Here is a 15,686-nt window from a genome sequence, read left to right as displayed (position 1 = left end):
GCTCCTATCGCTAAGGTGTCGGCTGGGAATACGTCCGCACCGGACGCATCTATCCATGCCACATGACAAATAGTTCATGTTCATTAATCGATGAACGGTGGCTGACTCAAGTTGGAATGTTGCGACGCGGAAGATTGTCGGATCGGGGGAGTTTCGGCGCCGATAGCTGCGCGCGGTTGCGTTGTCCGTGGGGACGCCTATCTCGGACCGCTATGGCTCGAAGCACGACACGATCTTCCGACTGGGGTTTTCCGCGCTGGCGCGAATATGGCGCGAGCACCGAGGCGGTTACCGTCCGGTTGTGCGATCGGCATGGCTGCAATGAGCCCGGTAACTGCCCGGCGCCCAAATCGCCCAACAGCCCCGATCGCTGGTATTTCTGCATGAACCACGCAGGCGAGTACAACCGCGGCTGGAATTATTTCGAAGGGTTGAGCGCGGAGGAAGCGGCCGAACGCGAGGCGGCGGAGACGCGGACGGCAGACGGCTATACCGATCCGAAGCACTATGCCTGGGCTGGCTCGGGCGACGGTAGCCGGTCGCGCGACGAGATGCGCGCGCTGGAGGTGCTCGACCTGGAACCCGACGCGACGTTCGAGGACGTTCGTGCAGCATGGCGGCGGATGGCCAAGGCGAACCATCCGGATGTGCGTCCTAACGACAAGGACGCGGCAAAGCGGTTCCAGGGCGTGCAGGCGGCGTATGAGGTCCTGAAGGTCGCCGAGGATCAGCGGACGTGGAAACCGGCGTGATCCGGGTCCTCGCCAGTCGTTGGCAGGGTAGCGTTCTGGTTTGCGGCAAGTGCTCGAAGAAGCTGGATGGCGGGTTTGGCGAAAAGGGGCGCACGTCCCTCGTGAAGCTGCTGCGTCAGGCACTCGGCGTCAAGAAAGGCCGCAAGTCGGACCGCGGCGTGGTCGAGGTCAAGTGTCTTGGCGTGTGCCCGAAGAACGCGGTGGTGATGGTCGATGGCGCCCGGCCGGACCGATGGATGCTGGTCCCGGCTGGTACAGATGCCGAAGAGGTCGTCGCTACGCTCAGCGAACCCGCCAGCGTGCCCTCACCCTCGCCGCCTCCGGCGTCTCTCCCTCGCTCCTGAGGGGAGAGGGAAGGGGCCCGCGGCCACTTGGCCGTGGGAAGGGTGAGGGCGCGGTTTTAAGCGTACCGCTCGGCCGTTTCCCGGATCAGCGCAATCATGTTCGGAATCCCCTGCGTCCGGTTCGAACTCAGCTGCTTGCTAAGATCGAACGGCGCCAGTTCCGCCTTGATGTCGGTCGCGACGATCTCTTCCGGAGTCTGATCCTGCACCGTCAGCAACACCAGCGCGATGATCCCCTTGGTGATCGCCGCATTCGAATCCGCCAGGAAATGCAGCCGACCATCGTCGGTCGTAGTCGGATACACCCAGACCGACGCTGAACACCCACGCACCAAAGTCGCATCCGTCTTCAACGCGTCCGGCATCGGTTCGAGCTCCTTGCCGAGGTCGATCATCAGGCGATAGCGGTCGTCGGGTTCGAGGAAGTCATATTCCTCGCGAATGTCGGTGAGAGTGGCCATTCCCGGTCGGTAGCGGTTCGGCCTCAGCGCTTCAACAGCGGCGCCCCAAACCAGTGCCCGTATCGCTGAATACCACCACCCCGGCGAAGGCCGGGGCCCAGTTGGGGGACGGCTTTGGCGAGGTGCAGTCCTCCGTTATTGCCACCTCTCCAACTGGGCCCCGGCCTCCGCCGGGGTGGTCCGTCTTTAGTCAAGAAGCTCTAGAGATCCACCCCGGCCGCGATCGCCTCGAGCTTCTTGATCCGCTCCTTCAGATCCGCGATCTCGATCCGCGATCCTGTCGACACCGCGACCGGCATACGGCCGTCATGCAACTGGTCCAGCTCCATCCGCCGCAGCGAGAGCCATCCGCGCCATCCGGCCAAGCCACCGGCCACGATCATCGCCAGCCCAGCAAGGCTCGCCAGCGCCAGGGTAATATAGACGTTCGGTTCGATCATGTCCGCCTCCTAGCGGTCGCGGAGCCGTTCGATCTCTCGGTCGAGATCGACGCTCTTGTGGTTGTCGGTGATCACGCGCTCGAGCACCTGGATGCGCTCCTTCATCTGCTGCACCTCGTCGCGCAGCCGCAGCGCATCGATGCTGTCGACCGGGTTCGTCGGCGCGTCGCCCAGCGCGCGGTAGCGAGCGGTCAGCACCTTGGCGACCATCACGATCAGCACGATGCAGACGACCATCGAAAAGGGGTTCATCGTGTCTCTCCTTCGGCGGGGCTCGCGGTGCGGCCCATCAGCGTTAGTGTCGGTGAAGTCTCTAAAGGCAGCGATGGAGCAAAGGGTAGATCGGTCCTGAGCCGTTCGATCTCGTCGGCAACGCCGATTCCTCGGTCTGTGACGATCCGTTCCAGCACTCGTACCCGCTGTTCCAGCCGTTCGGTGTGCGCCGCATATTGCGCGGACTTCTCGGCGGTCTGCGCATTGAGTGCTGTTGCCATGCGCTCCTTGTGCTTGATCCAGTCCTTGAAGACGCTGCTGCCGATCCCGAGGATGACCGGCAGGCCGATCACGATGAAGACGAGCAGGAAGATCGTGAAGTTGTTCATGATCTATGTCCTTCAGCGGTCACGGAGTGCTTCGATCTCGCGGGCGGTACGCTCGGCGGGATCGGTGGCGATGCGTTCGAGCACTGCGATCCGCTCTTCGAGGCGGGAGACCTGGCCGGTCAGGCGTTCGTTCTCGCTGCTGAGCAATTCGACCTTGCGATCACCCGCCGGGTCCTGCTTGTTCCCGCCGCCCCAGCTCATCGAGTTGCCCCAGTCGTCGCTCGGCGGATAGCCGTGCTTGGTACGGATCCAGTTGTTCGCGATCCAGCCGATGGTGGTGATGGCGATGATCGCGATCACGAACCCTGGTCCTGCCCAATTCATCGTCATTCTCCCTGTTGACGCCGCGTTTCAGCGCAGGCTGTCGATCTCTGCCGCGAGGCTGGTGCTGTTGCGGCTGGTGTAGTGCGTCTCGATGTCGGCGAGGCGGCGGTCGATGTCGCGGAACTTGCTGCGGACCTCGGCGGTCGAGCGCTTCGGGTTCGAACGTACGCCCTGCCAGAACTTCGCGTCGTCGGGTGTCTCGTACAGCCCGACCGGCTTTGTGTGCGCCATCCAGGCAATCAACATGTAGGCGATGGGCACGATCGGGAAGCCTGGCCCTGTGATCGTTACGAGCACCGCGGCGATCCGGACCCACAGAGCGTCTATCCCGGTATAGTCGGCGATTCCCGCACAGACGCCTTTCCACGTGGCATTATGTTTATCGAGGTAAAACTGGGTGCGACTAGCGGACATTTCAGTTCCTCCTATCCAACGGGCGATCAAGTGGGCGGTCGGTCGTGCGGTCCGACAGATACGGCGACTGGGTGGTGCCGAGGCCCGGCTTCCAGTCGGGATTGTCGGCGGCGATGATCCGTTCGACGGTCATCACGCGGTCTTCGAGGCGGCGGGCGAGCAGTTGCATCTCGTCGAGCAGCCTCTCGTCCTCCTCGGTGATCCGGGGCGCCTGCTTCCACTTGGTGATGTAGTGCAGGAAAACCCATGGCAGCCCGACGAAGATGGTGGCGCACACAAGTACGGTGTTCATCTCAATCGTCCTTCTTCATGCGCGCCTTGAGCGCGGCGAGCTGGGCGTTGACCTTGTCGTCGCTGCGAAGCTCGGCGATTTCCTCCTCGAGCGTCTTGACGACCCCGAGCCCCATCGCATCCGCACGGCCCTCGGCCTCGTCGACGCGGCGGTCGAGGATGTCGAAGCGGCTGAACGCCTCGTGCGTCTTCGGGCCATTGTACATTTCCCGAAGTCGCGTCCGGTTGTTCGCGCTTTCCAGCCGGGTCTGTACCGCGTTCTGCTTGGTGCGCGCCTCGCGGAGCTTGGTCTGGAGCTTGGCGATGTCCTCCTCCGACGCGCGAAGCGCATCGTCGAGCACGCCGACCTCCGCCTTCAACTGCTCGGCCATGTCGAACGCCTTCTGGCGCTCGACCAGGGCTGCCTTGGCGAGGTCCTCGCGGTCCTTGCTCAGCGCCAGCTCGGCCTTCTCGGTCCAGTTGTCCTGGAGCTGCTCCAGCTTCGAGATATGGCGACGCATCTCCTTCTGGTCGGCGATGGTGCGCGCGGCGGAGGCGCGAACCTCGACCAGCGTTTCCTCCATCTCGAGGATGATCATGCGGATCATCTTCGACGGGTCTTCGGCCTTCTCGATGAGATCGGCGAAGTTGGCGGCGACGATGTCGCGGGTGCGGGAAAAGATGCCCATGTAAATCCTACTCCAGGGGTCGGCCCGAGGCTCTAAGCCTTCGGGGTCTTAGGCCACGATTGCGGTGGTCGCCGCAATGGGGGCTGCGTTGTTCGCGATCGCGGGGCCGACTGCGCCGAGGACGCAGGTTGCGCTGACGACGATGGTGCAGAGGGTAGCGGCGACGGTGCGGGCGATGTTGGTGTTGAACATGGTGGGTCCCCTTTGAGGCTGGTCGGTTCCGCTATTCGGCGGGTTGCCTCGAGCATTGCATCTGTCGTGCCAGTTTCGAAAATGGCGGAATTGCAGGGGTTTGCGCGATTTCGGCTGTCGGAGCGGCGCCTCGAGCTTGCCAAAAGTTGGGAATTCGCGCCACATCTTCGCCATGGAGCGAACCACACAGGTCATCGGCGAGTCCGGCACGTTCATGGCGGCGCTCGAACGCGCATCGCGGGCGGCAGCGTTAGACCGGCCCGTGCTGGTGATCGGCGAGCGTGGCACGGGCAAGGAACTGGTCGCCGAACGCCTTCACCGCTTGTCGCCGCGGTGGGATCAGCCTTTGGTCATCATGAACTGTGCGGCGCTGCCAGAGACGCTGATCGAGGCGGAATTGTTCGGGCATGAGGCCGGCGCGTTCACTGGCGCAACCAAGGCGAGGGTAGGGCGGTTCGAGGAGGCCGATGGCGGCACGCTGTTCCTCGACGAGTTGGGGACGCTGTCGATGGCCGCGCAGGACCGCCTGCTGCGTGCGGTCGAATATGGCGAGATCACGCGGATCGGCTCGTCGCGACCGATGCGCGTCGACGTGCGGATCGTGGCGGCGACCAACGAGCATCTGCCCGACAAGGTCGACCGCCACGAGTTCCGCGCCGATCTGCTCGACCGCTTGTCGTTCGAGGTGGTGACGTTGCCCCCCTTGCGCGCGCGGACCGGCGACGTGGTGGTTCTCGCCGAACATTTCGGTCGGCGCATGGCGTCCGAACTGGGGCGCGAACGCTGGGAAGGGTTCGGCCCGGCGGCGATGGACGCGCTGATCGCGTATCGCTGGCCCGGCAACGTCCGCGAACTGCGCAACGTCGTCGAGCGGGCGGTGTATCGCTGGGAACAGGCGGGGCCGATCGACGCGATCGAGATCGACCCGTTCCAGTCGCCCCATCGGCCGGGCGCTTCGACTGCCCCGAAGCCCATGGTGGTAACCCCACGCGCAGCCGAACCGGACGATGGCGAAGACCCGGTCGTCGCGTGCGAAGAAGGCCCGTCGGACTTCAAGTCCCGCGTATCCCGCTTCGAACGCGACCTCCTCTCGCGAGCTTTATCGGAACACCGCTTCAACCAACGCGCCACCGCCGAGGCGCTAGGCCTGAGCTACGACCAACTCCGCCACGCCCTGAAACGCCACGACCTCCTCAACGCTGGCGCCTGAGCCACTTCCCCCCTCCCTGAAAGGGAGGGGCCGGGGGTGGGTCGGCTTCCGCATCAGGCAACGTCCAGCGACACAAGCTGGCCGACCCACCCCCAACCCCTCCCTTCCAGGGAGGGGCGAAGAAGGGGCAGCCACCGTCACCCGCTCTTCCCCACCAGCCCCGCCAGCTTCTTCAACTTCGGCGCGACGATCGGCACGGTGAGCATCGTGCTCGCCAGCGCCATCAGCAACAGCGCGGTGAAGGTCTCATTCGTGATGATCTTCTTATCCAGCAGGATGTTGACGAAAATGATCATGATCAGCGCCTTGGTCTGGAGCAGCCAGCCGATCGCCGACGCCTCGCCCGGCCGCCATTTCAGGATACGCCCGGCGGCGTGAACCCCCGCCAGCTTGCCCCCGACCGACGCGACCAGCAGAAGCGCCGCCGCGCCGAACACCGCGTACCCGCCGACCGCCCACTGCGTCTTCAACCCGGTCGACAGGAAGAACACCGGCATCACCGCGAGCAGCACGAAATGGCGGAACTGGTCCATCTTCGCGGTCGTGAACCATTTCGAGTCGAGCACCGCGCCCGACAGGAACGCGCCGACCATGAAGTGCAGCCCCGCCCAGTCCGCCGCGAACCCGCAACCCGCGAGCCAGATCAGGCTGACATACCAGCGGTCATTCTCCTCGATACGCGCCATCAGTTTGCGCACGATCAGCGTGGCCACCGCGAACCCGACCAGGAAGCCGCCCTGCCGGCCGACGCGCTCCCAATCGAGCAGGATCAGCGCGAGCACGCCCCAGATCGCGATGTCGTCGAGGCTCGCATAGCGCAGGATCCGCTGGCCGATCGGCTGGCGCAGCACGTCGAGCTTCTCGAGGAACAGCACCAGGATCGGCAGGGCGGTGACCGCGCAGGCCATGCCGATACCGAGCACCACCTGCCACGTCGCACCGTCCGGCCCACGCCAGCCTGGGTAGCGCAACATCAGCACCGCAGCGATGCTGCCGGTAATCAGCGGCACCGCGAGCGCGAGGCCCGCCGTCACACCGGTCTCGCCGCGCCGTTTCCAGGCCTCGCCGAGATCGAGTTCGATACCGGCGACCCACACGAACATCATCACCGCCCACCAGGCGATGCCGTTCAGCGAGCCCAAGGTCGCGGGCGTGAAAACGGTCGCGTAATAGTCCGGATACGCCGCCCCGAGCACGCCCGGCCCGAGCAGGATGCCGCCGAAGATCTGCACCACCACCAGCGGCGCCCAGTAATCGGTCCGCCCGAGCCGCCACACCAGATACGGCACGGTAAAGATGATGAGTATCGCAAGGAGGAAGACCTCCGTCGGCGTCATGGCGTGCATGTGGATCCCCCGCGCCGGTCGGTTCCCCCCGCCGGCTTTGTTACGGTAGCGGTATTATGCGCTCGTTGCGGGCACGGCAATATCCGGAAGCCGGGATCGACCCATCCCGGTTCATTCTTTCCAATGCCTCATAACGGGACAGGCGCCGTCGAAGCGCGGCGGACGGTCTGGCCGGACCGCGACGTTCCGTGCGATCACGCAGCCCATATTGTCGGTGGGCAACCGCCGCGGAACGAAGAGGATCTCGGATGAAACGATCGTTGCTCGCCCTCGCGCTGTGCGCCGCTCCCGCGTTCGCGCAAGGTTCCGCACCGTTCACGGTCAACGGGCAGGGGTTCGCGACGCTGCAGGAGGCGGTCTCGTCGATCCGACTGGGCACCGCGACGATTCTGATCGCGCCCGGCACCTACCGGCAATGTGCGGTGCAGGCCGGCGGCCACGTCACCTTCAAGGCGGTCAAGCCCGGCACCGCGATCTTCGAGAAAGTCGCCTGCGAGGACAAGGCCGCGCTGGTCCTGCGCGGGCAGGGCTCGGTCGTCAACGGCCTCGTCTTCCGCGGCTACCGCGTATCGGACGGCAACGGCGCGGGCATCCGCACCGAGATGGGCGACCTGACCGTCACCAACGCGATGTTCCTCGACAGCCAGGAGGGTATCCTCGGCGGCGAACCGACCGGTCAGAAGATCCTGATCGACCATTCCACCTTCGCCGGGCTTGGCCAGTGCGACGAATCGCCAGGCTGCTCGCATGCGATCTACCTCGCCAACAAGGGCAGCGTGACGATCACGAACTCGCGGTTCGAGCGCGGGACGGGCGGGCACTACGTCAAGCTGCGCGTGCCGACCGTGTCGATCACCGACAACAGCTTCGACGATACCGCGGGGAAGAAGACCAACTACATGGTCGACCTTCCCGAAGGCGCTACCGGCCTGATCGCGCGCAACACCTTCGTGCAGGGGCGCAACAAGGAGAACCACACCGGATTGATCGTAGTCGCGGCGGAGGCGCAGACGTACCCCTCGACCGGGTTGCGGGTCGAGGGGAACGACGCCCGACTGTCGCCTGGGGACGGTAGCAGCCCGGCATTCCTCGCAGACTACAGCCACGACAAGCTCGCGCTGGGGACGAACCGGTTGGGGTCAGGGTTGCGGTCGTTCGAGACGCGCTGAAATGGTACGCTGCCGAGGCGATCGTTCGAGGTAGCGCTCCAAAAAGCTTGTTCGCCCGCGAAGGCGGGAGCCCAGACTGGACTTCCGCCTTCGCGGGAGAACAGGCTTTTGAGTAAGACGCAGCGCTCAGTTAGCGCAGGTAGTTGCAGCACCCGGCTCGAGATCCAGGCACCGCCCATCCAGCCCACTCACCGGCAACCCGATCGTCGCCGCCAACGTCGGCACGATATCGACAGTCTCAACCGACAGCGGCTGCTCGAACCCCGTCATCCCCTTGCGCCAGAACAGGATCGGCACGCGGCGGTCGTAATCCCAGGGCGACCCATGCGTCTCGACATACCCCCCCGCCGGCGAAACGATCGTCGTCACGCGCGGCTTGAGCAGTACCACCATCTGCCCCGACCGCTCCGGATAGAACGACGCGCGCGCCCGCTCGATCAGCGTCCACGTCTCGGGCGGGGACTTCGCCATCGGCGTCGCCATGATCTCGGCAGCCGAGTACGCACCCGCAATCTGCGGCATCGCGCGATACCGGCGCAGCGCCTCGGTAAGCACCTTCGCCTGCGTCTTTGCCGGCAGCGTGTCGTCGATATACACGTCGCCCTCGGTCCCGAGCAGCACGCTACCCGGCAGCCCAAGGTCCTTGGCGATCGCGGTGCCGACCTGCTTGGCGAGCACGTTCTCGTCCATGTGCGCCTCCATCGGCATCGCGCGCTGCTGCTGGCGCTCGGTCGCGTCATGCGCGCCGTGATCCGCGGTCAGCACCACCTCGTAATCGACGCTGGTCTCGTCCATCACCGCGAAGAAATCGCCGAGCGTCTTGTCGAGCTGCGCCATCTGGATGCACATCTCGGTGCCTTGGGTGCCGTAGGTGTGCCCGATGTAATCGGTTGCCGACGCGCCGATATCGATGATGTCGGTCTGCGGCCCCTTGCCGAGCTTCATGTCCTGCACCAGCGCCGCCGCCATCGCGAACACCGCGGCGTCGGAAGCCGGCGACACGCGGAAGCCCTTCGCGTCGCCGGCCTCGCGCTCGAAGCGTCCCTGGCCGTAGGTCTTGCCCGCGATCACGATCGGATGGTTCACGCCCGCGCAATAGCCGGGCAGCGGCAGTGCCGACTGCGGCTTGGCGATCAGCGCGGCGACCGCGTCGCGTGTCCGCTGCACTGCCGGCGGCACCGCGCGACCGGCATACGACACGTACGTCTTGCCGTCCCACCACCAGAGTTCGTCGACCTTGTGGCCGCCCATCATCACCGCCGCGCGATCCTTCCCCGCGACCGACACCGAGCGCGTCCGCGGATCGCGCGCCTTCATCATCTCGCCGAGCGTCGGCACCTTCAGGTGCATATCGGACACGGTGTAGCTGTCGTGCGTGCTGCCAGTGATGCGCTCGTCCTCCGAGCAGTAGACGATCTTGTCGGGTCGCCCGGCGCGCTGGTCTACCCAGTTGTTGGCGATGATCCCGGTATGCGCGGGCCGCATGCCGGTCAGGATCGTCGAGTGACCGGGGCACGTCTCGGTCGCGGCATGGCTCTGATACCCGCTCGGAAACACCGCGCCGTTCAGCAGGCGCGTGAAGCCGCCCGTATAATGATTGCGATATTGCTGGAACAGATCGGCGGCGAACTGGTCGACCGAGATCGCGACGATCAGTTTCGGCGGGGTCGTCGGAGTCGCCGGCGCAGGTGGCGCGGGTGTCGGTGAGGTCTGGGCAGAGACCGAAGCGGCCGAAGTCAGCAGGAGCGCGGCGATAAGTGCTTTCACGAACAGTCCTTTAGACAGCGATGACCATCGAGCGGGGCCGTCGCTTTGAAGTGCAATACGACAAGGTCACCGCTATGGCTTTGCGCGATGAACGAAACAAGGATGGCCATGCGCGGATTACGTTGCGTCCTCATGACGGTCTTGCTGGCCGTCTGCGGGCTGGCGAGTGCGCCCGCGCTTGCGGAATCGCTGAATGGCTCAAGCCAGCATCTGATGATGAAGCTGGTCGCTGAAAGCGATCACCCGAAAGCCGGCGCGCCGCTGACGATAGCGCTGGCAACGACACCTGAGACTGGCTGGCACGGCTATTGGCGCAACCCCGGCGATGCGGGCTTTCCGGCGACGTTCGACTGGACGCTGCCAGCGGGTGCGAAGGTGAGCGAGCCTGAATGGCCGGTACCGACGACGCTGCTGATCGCGGGCCTGATGAACTATGTCTACGAAGCGCCCTACGCGCCGCTCGTGACGATCCAGGTCCCGGCGGGGCTGACGGCGGGGTCGAAATTCCCGATCCGCCTGAAGACGAGCTATCTCGTCTGCTCAGCGACGATCTGCGTGCCCGAAGAGAAGGCGCTCTCGCTCGACCTCACGATCGGTGACGGCGCGCCATCGCAGGCCGCCGCGTTCGCAGGCTGGCGTCAGGCGATCCCCAAGCCACTCGACGCCGGTGCGGCCTATGCAGCGAGCAACGGGACGATGCGGATCGCGGTGCCGTTCCCGGCGAGCGCGAAAGCCGACAAGGCGTATTTCTTCCCCGTCACCACCAGTGCGATCGAGAATGGCGCGACGCAGACGGTGACGCGCGACGGCGACCGACTGACGATAACGACGAAGGTTGCGGCGAACGCGAAGACCGGCGGCCCGATCGAGGGCGTGCTCCGGATCGGTGATGGGCAGGGGCTCGGCGTCAAGGCGACGCCCGGTGCGGTGGCTAAAGCGGCCGGCGGCGACGCTACGAGCGCGAACGGCGAGAGCCTCTGGCTGACCGCGCTGATCGCATTCGCGGGCGCAGTGCTCGGAGGCCTGATCCTCAACATCATGCCGTGCGTGTTCCCGATCCTCAGCCTTAAGGCACTCAGCCTCGCACGCGGCGGCGCGAGCGAGAAGGATGCGCGCGGCGAGGCCTTGGCCTATACCGCGGGCGTCGTGCTGGTCTGCCTCGGTCTCGGCGGCGCGATCCTGGCCTTGCGCGCAGGCGGATCCGCGGTCGGCTGGGCGTTCCAGTTGCAGCATCCCGGCGCGATCGTCGCGCTGCTGCTGCTGAGCACCGCGATCGCGTTCAACCTCGCCGGGCTGTTCGAGGTCCCGACCCCACGCTTTGCCGGTGAGAGTGGCGCGAGCGGCGCGTTCGCGACCGGCGCGCTGGCGGCGTTTATCGCGACGCCGTGCACCGGTCCGTTCATGGGCGCGGCGCTTGGCGCAGCGCTGGTGCTGCCGTGGCCGGCGGCGCTGGCCGTGTTCGGCGGGCTCGGGATCGGCTTGTCGCTGCCGTTCCTCGCGATCGGGTTCATCCCATCGTGGCGACGGTGGTTGCCAAAGCCCGGCGTCTGGATGGAGACGTTCCGCCACATCCTTTCGGTGCCGATGTTCCTCACCGCGATCGCGCTCGGCTGGGTGCTCGGGCGACAGACCGGGGTGGATACGCTGACGCTCGCGCTGGTCGCGGTGCTGGCGGTCGGCGCGGTGCTGTGGATTGGCGGCTCTCGCCAGCGCAAGGGGAAGTCGTTCGGCGTGGTCGCGCAGGTCCTGCTGCTCGTCGTATTCGTCGGCAGCGCGGTATTGATCTCACGCGCACCGCCGGTCGCCGCCAAGACCGCGACCGTGGGTGACGAGGCGTTCACCGAGGCCAAGCTCGCCTCGCTGCGCGCCGAAAAGCGCCCGGTGTTCGTCTACTTCACCGCCGACTGGTGCCTGACGTGCAAGGTTAACGAGAAGGCCGCGATCGACACCACCGGCGTCCGCGACGCCTTCGCCAAGCACAAGGTTGCGGCCTTGATCGGTGACTGGACCGACGGCGACCCGGTAATGGGCCGCTTCATCCAGGCGCACAACCGCGCCGGCGTCCCGCTGTATCTCTACTACGCACCAGGCGCAGCCGAACCCACAGTCCTCCCGCAGGTTCTCACGCCGGGCGTACTGGAAGGGTTGGGCGCATAAACCACGATCCTCCCCCGCCAGGGGGAGGTGGCTGGCGCTTGCCAGACGGAGGGGGAGGAAAGCGAAACCGCTGTTCCGTGTCTTCCCCCTCCGTCACCTGCGGTGCCACCTCCCCCTTGCGGGGGAGGATTGAACGGCCGTCAGCTTACTAATGCTTACACACAAGGACTTGTGCACCGCACCAATGCGTTGCAGCATGGAACCGCAACGCTTGATGGGGAATTGACCGTTTCGATGGGGAAACAAGCGTTCGACGAGATCATGGGCACATCGGGCGACACGACCGCCCGGCCCGAACTGGCGGCTCTCGGCAAGTGGATCGAGGATACGCCCGACGCCGAGCTGCGACGCCGGCAGGAAGCCGCCGAGACGACGTTCCGGCAACTCGGCATCACCTTCGCGGTTTACGGCGAGAATGAAGCGGCCGAGCGGATCATCCCGTTCGACATCGTCCCGCGCGTGTTCCTCCACGACGAATGGACGCGGCTCTCGGAAGGCCTCGTTCAGCGCGTCGAGGCGATCAACGCGTTCCTCGACGACATCTACGGCGAACGTCGTATCCTGAAGGAGGGCATCCTCCCCGAGGACCTCGTGCTCGGCAACGCGCAGTTCCGTCCCGAGATCGCCGGCATCCGCCCGCCGCACGGCGTATGGGCGCACATCTGCGGCATCGATCTGGTCCGCACCGGCCCCGACGATTTCTTCGTGCTCGAGGACAACGCCCGCACGCCGTCGGGCGTCAGCTACATGCTGGAAAACCGCGAGGCAATGCTCCGGCTCTGCCCCGAACTCTTCCGCGAGTTCCGCGTCGCGGCGGTCGACAGCTATCCAGATCTGCTGCTCGAGACGATGAAGTCGGTCGCGCCGCACGGCACGGGCTCCAACCCGACGTGTGTGCTGCTGACCCCCGGCCACTACAATTCCGCCTATTACGAACACAGCTTCCTCGCGGATTCGATGGGCATCGAACTCGTCGAAGCCGCCGATCTGGTTGTCGACGACGACATCGTCTGGATGCGGACGATCGCGGGGCGGGTGAAGGTCGACGTGATCTACCGCCGGATCGACGACGATTATCTCGACCCGCTGGTGTTCCGTCCCGACTCCACGCTCGGTGTCCCCGGGCTGATCGCAGCCTACGCCGCCGGAAACGTTGCGATCATGAACGCTCCGGGCAACGGGATCGCCGACGACAAGGCTATCTACAGCTACATGCCCGACATCGTGAAATTCTACTCAGGCGGCGAGTGCAAGCTGCGCAACGTCGAAACATGGCGCTGCCGCGAACCCCAGGCGCTGAAATACGTCCTCGACAACCTCGCCGAAGTCGTCGTTAAACTCGTCGACGGCTCGGGCGGCTACGGCATGCTCGTCGGCCCGACCGCCTCGAAGCAGGAGATCGAGGATTTCCGCGCCGCGCTCATCGCGGAACCGCATCGCTACATCGCGCAACCGACGCTCGCGCTGTCGACCGTGCCGACGATGGCGGACGCGGGGCTAAGCCCACGCCACGTCGATTTCCGCCCGTTCGTGCTGACCGGATCGAAGGGCGTTCAGGTCGTGCCGGGCGGCCTGACCCGCGTGGCGCTCAAGGAAGGATCGCTGGTGGTCAATTCTAGTCAGGGCGGCGGGACGAAGGACAGTTTCGTGCTGATGGCCGATCAATCGCAACGCATGGGGCCGGGCGGGATGTCGCAGACGATGGGCGGCATGTCGCAGTCGCTTGGCACGATGCTGCCGTCGGCGGGAGGGGACACCTGATGCTCTCGCGGACCGCATCGTCGCTCTACTGGCTCGGGCGTTATTTCGAGCGCGCCGATTTTATCGCGCGGCTGGTCGAGGCCACCGTACGCTTGGACGTGCTGTCGTCGCAGCCCGCGGGCGAGGCAGCTTGGGCGTCCGCGCTCGCCGTCACCGAGACCGAGGAGTCGTTCACGACGCTCGGCGCGGGCATGACGCAGACCGAGGTGGTCCGCTTCCTGACGCTCGATTCGAGCCACCCCGGCTCGATCGTCCGCTGCGTCGACATGGCGCGCAACAACGCGAAGGCGGTCCGCACCGCGCTCACCCGCGAGGCTTGGACCGCGATCAACCGCGCCTGGCTGTTGTTCGAGAACCGCACGACGCCGCGCAGCACGACCGATCAGATGAACCTGGTCGAGGCGGTCAAGACTGAGACGCGCGGGTTCGAGGGTGCGATCCACCGCATGCTCCGCAACCAGACGACGTGGTTCATCCGGCTCGGGCAGGCGGTCGAACGGGCCGACAACACGGCGCGCCTGCTCGACGTCAAATACCATATCCTGTTGCCCGAGGGTCAGAAGATCGGCGGCGCGATCGACCGTGATCAGTGGACGACGATCCTCCAGACCGTCTCCGCGGTGACCGCATATCGCTGGCTCTACAGCGACGGTCTGCGCCCCGCCGACGTGATCGACCTGCTGATCGCGCGGTCGGAATTGCCGCGTAGCCTGGCCGCCTCCGTCGAGGAGACGGTCGACGTGCTCAACCTCCTCGCCAAGCGCACCGGCAGCCATGGCGAGGCCGACCGCATGGCCCGGATGCGCGCAAGCCGGATGGCCAAGACACGATCGGGCGAGGTCATCACCTCGGGCCTTCACCAGTATCTGCAGGCGTTCATCGCCGAGAACGCGCTGCTTCACGGCGCGATCGGCCGCCAGTTCAAGTTTCTCTGATGCGGCTGTCGATCGATCATCACACGACCTATCGCTTTACCCAGCCGCAGGGGCGGTTGGTGCAGATGCTTCGGCTGACGCCCGAGAACACGCATGACCAGACCGTCGCGTCATGGCGAATCGACGTCGATTGCGACGCACGGTTGCGGCCGGGGCGCGACGGCTTCGGCAATGCGGTGACGATGCTGTATGCCGAGGGACCGGTCGACGGGATCGAGATTACCGTGACGGGCGAGGTTTTGACCAGCCATTCCGACGGCGTCCTGCACGGCGTGCACGAGACATTGCCACCCGCCTTGTTCCTGCGCTCGACCGAGGCGACCGCGCATGACGACGCGATTGCAGCGTTCGCGGCTGAGGCGGCGGTCGGCGCACGCGATCGGATCGGTGCGCTGCACCGGCTGAACCGGGCGTTCCACCAGCGGTTCGAATTCGACGCCGGGCGTCCGGAGCCGGGGCTTGCTGCTGCGGCGGCGTTTGGCAGGGAGAGCGCCACGCCGCGCGACATGGCCCACATGTTCGCGGTCGCCGCGCGTTCGCTCGGTGCGCCGGCGCGGTATGTTTCCGGTTATCATCACAATGATTACGAGGTGGTGCATCTCCCGACGCCGCACGGTTGGGCGGAGGCGTTCGTCGACGGTCTCGGCTGGATCGGGTTCGATCCGTGTACGGGGATGTCGCCGGAGGAGCATTACGTCCGCGTCGCGATGGCGCTGGATGCGGCTGGCGCGGCACCGGTGGCGGGTTCGCGGTTGGGCGAGGGTGGCGAGGAGCTCGACGTCGACGTCGTTGTGCAGCGCGAGGATTAAGATGTGTTTCCCCGCGAAGGCGGGGACCCAGACTGGGCTCCCGC

At 65.7% G+C, this 15,686-nt stretch carries 19 protein-coding genes; 8 read left to right on the top strand and 11 right to left on the bottom strand.

The genetic code is table 11. From position 1 onward, the window contains the following. Nucleotides 1-212 precede the first annotated feature (212 nt). Together AC1MH0_RS03975 and AC1MH0_RS03970 are read left to right on the top strand one after the other, a co-directional pair. Nucleotides 213-752: a J domain-containing protein gene (locus AC1MH0_RS03975; RefSeq protein WP_056058203.1), complete on the top strand. Its 540-nt coding sequence runs from the start codon at nt 213-215 to the stop codon at nt 750-752. Then, nucleotides 737-1,096, top strand: coding sequence for a (2Fe-2S) ferredoxin domain-containing protein (locus tag AC1MH0_RS03970; RefSeq protein ID WP_480964807.1), 360 nt, complete (start codon nt 737-739; stop codon nt 1,094-1,096). The genes AC1MH0_RS03975 and AC1MH0_RS03970 overlap by 16 nt, the downstream gene beginning before the upstream one ends. Before the next feature lie 56 nt (nt 1,097-1,152). Here the strand turns inward: AC1MH0_RS03970 and AC1MH0_RS03965 are convergent, their stop codons facing one another. The 9 genes from AC1MH0_RS03965 to AC1MH0_RS03925 all read right to left on the bottom strand — a co-directional run bounded on the left by AC1MH0_RS03965 (nt 1,153) and on the right by AC1MH0_RS03925 (nt 4,488). After that, nucleotides 1,153-1,557 carry a SufE family protein gene (locus tag AC1MH0_RS03965; RefSeq protein WP_480964806.1) on the bottom strand — a complete coding sequence of 135 codons (405 nt, stop codon included), beginning with the start codon at nt 1,555-1,557 and terminating at the stop codon, nt 1,153-1,155. 200 nt (nt 1,558-1,757) lie between these two features. Further along, complete coding sequence (locus tag AC1MH0_RS03960) at nt 1,758-1,997, bottom strand: hypothetical protein (protein WP_480964805.1); 240 nt, start codon at nt 1,995-1,997, stop codon at nt 1,758-1,760. Nucleotides 1,998-2,006: 9 nt separating this feature from the next. After that, nucleotides 2,007-2,249 (bottom strand): hypothetical protein, encoded by a 243-nt coding sequence (locus AC1MH0_RS03955; RefSeq protein ID WP_480964804.1) that lies wholly within the window; start codon nt 2,247-2,249, stop codon nt 2,007-2,009. Then, nucleotides 2,246-2,599, bottom strand: a complete 354-nt coding sequence (locus tag AC1MH0_RS03950) for a hypothetical protein (protein ID WP_480964803.1) — start codon at nt 2,597-2,599, stop codon at nt 2,246-2,248. Before AC1MH0_RS03950 ends, AC1MH0_RS03955 begins: the two co-directional genes overlap by 4 nt. A 12-nt stretch (nt 2,600-2,611) precedes the next feature. Continuing rightward, complete coding sequence (locus tag AC1MH0_RS03945; RefSeq protein ID WP_480964802.1) at nt 2,612-2,923, bottom strand: hypothetical protein; 312 nt, start codon at nt 2,921-2,923, stop codon at nt 2,612-2,614. Nucleotides 2,924-2,950: 27 nt separating this feature from the next. Next, nucleotides 2,951-3,337, bottom strand: a complete 387-nt coding sequence (gene pspC / locus AC1MH0_RS03940) for an envelope stress response membrane protein PspC (protein ID WP_480964801.1) — start codon at nt 3,335-3,337, stop codon at nt 2,951-2,953. Nucleotide 3,338: 1 nt separating this feature from the next. Next, nucleotides 3,339-3,629, bottom strand: a complete 291-nt coding sequence (pspB, locus tag AC1MH0_RS03935; RefSeq protein ID WP_480964800.1) for an envelope stress response membrane protein PspB — start codon at nt 3,627-3,629, stop codon at nt 3,339-3,341. Nucleotide 3,630: 1 nt separating this feature from the next. After that, a complete protein-coding gene (gene pspA / locus AC1MH0_RS03930; RefSeq protein WP_056482347.1) occupies nt 3,631-4,296 on the bottom strand; it encodes a phage shock protein PspA in 666 nt (221 codons plus the stop codon). 48 nt (nt 4,297-4,344) lie between these two features. Then, the gene (locus AC1MH0_RS03925; protein ID WP_480964799.1) at nt 4,345-4,488 is read right to left on the bottom strand and encodes a hypothetical protein; all 144 of its coding nucleotides are present in this window, start codon (nt 4,486-4,488) and stop codon (nt 4,345-4,347) included. Nucleotides 4,489-4,660: 172 nt separating this feature from the next. Between AC1MH0_RS03925 and pspF the strand changes: the two genes are divergently transcribed. Beyond that, on the top strand, nt 4,661-5,698 hold the full coding sequence (gene pspF / locus AC1MH0_RS03920; RefSeq protein ID WP_480964798.1) for a phage shock protein operon transcriptional activator: 1,038 nt from the start codon (nt 4,661-4,663) through the stop codon (nt 5,696-5,698). A 137-nt stretch (nt 5,699-5,835) separates the two neighbouring features. Here the strand turns inward: pspF and AC1MH0_RS03915 are convergent, their stop codons facing one another. Next, nucleotides 5,836-7,044: a cation:proton antiporter gene (locus AC1MH0_RS03915; RefSeq protein WP_480964797.1), complete on the bottom strand. Its 1,209-nt coding sequence runs from the start codon at nt 7,042-7,044 to the stop codon at nt 5,836-5,838. Between the two features lie 248 nt (nt 7,045-7,292). On the opposite strand from AC1MH0_RS03915, the gene AC1MH0_RS03910 reads away from it, so the two are divergent. Beyond that, nucleotides 7,293-8,213, top strand: a complete 921-nt coding sequence (locus tag AC1MH0_RS03910; protein WP_480964796.1) for a right-handed parallel beta-helix repeat-containing protein — start codon at nt 7,293-7,295, stop codon at nt 8,211-8,213. Nucleotides 8,214-8,339: 126 nt separating this feature from the next. On the opposite strand, the gene AC1MH0_RS03905 is transcribed toward AC1MH0_RS03910, so the two are convergent. Continuing rightward, on the bottom strand, nt 8,340-9,980 hold the full coding sequence (locus tag AC1MH0_RS03905) for an alkaline phosphatase family protein (RefSeq protein WP_480964795.1): 1,641 nt from the start codon (nt 9,978-9,980) through the stop codon (nt 8,340-8,342). A 108-nt stretch (nt 9,981-10,088) separates the two neighbouring features. Between AC1MH0_RS03905 and AC1MH0_RS03900 the strand changes: the two genes are divergently transcribed. The 4 genes from AC1MH0_RS03900 to AC1MH0_RS03885 all read left to right on the top strand — a co-directional run bounded on the left by AC1MH0_RS03900 (nt 10,089) and on the right by AC1MH0_RS03885 (nt 15,642). Next, a complete protein-coding gene (locus AC1MH0_RS03900) occupies nt 10,089-12,137 on the top strand; it encodes a protein-disulfide reductase DsbD family protein (protein WP_480964794.1) in 2,049 nt (682 codons plus the stop codon). 234 nt (nt 12,138-12,371) lie between these two features. Beyond that, on the top strand, nt 12,372-13,898 hold the full coding sequence (locus tag AC1MH0_RS03895; protein WP_480964793.1) for a circularly permuted type 2 ATP-grasp protein: 1,527 nt from the start codon (nt 12,372-12,374) through the stop codon (nt 13,896-13,898). Continuing rightward, the gene (locus tag AC1MH0_RS03890; RefSeq protein WP_480964792.1) at nt 13,898-14,833 is read left to right on the top strand and encodes an alpha-E domain-containing protein; all 936 of its coding nucleotides are present in this window, start codon (nt 13,898-13,900) and stop codon (nt 14,831-14,833) included. The genes AC1MH0_RS03895 and AC1MH0_RS03890 overlap by 1 nt, the downstream gene beginning before the upstream one ends. After that, a complete protein-coding gene (locus tag AC1MH0_RS03885) occupies nt 14,833-15,642 on the top strand; it encodes a transglutaminase family protein (RefSeq protein WP_480964791.1) in 810 nt (269 codons plus the stop codon). The genes AC1MH0_RS03890 and AC1MH0_RS03885 overlap by 1 nt, the downstream gene beginning before the upstream one ends. The last annotated feature ends 44 nt before the right edge of the window (nt 15,643-15,686 follow it).

The organism is Sphingomonas sp. AP28 (assembly GCF_056680455.1).
Note: the sequence above shows the minus strand (reverse complement) of the source record. Positions and strands in the feature narration are given on the sequence as shown.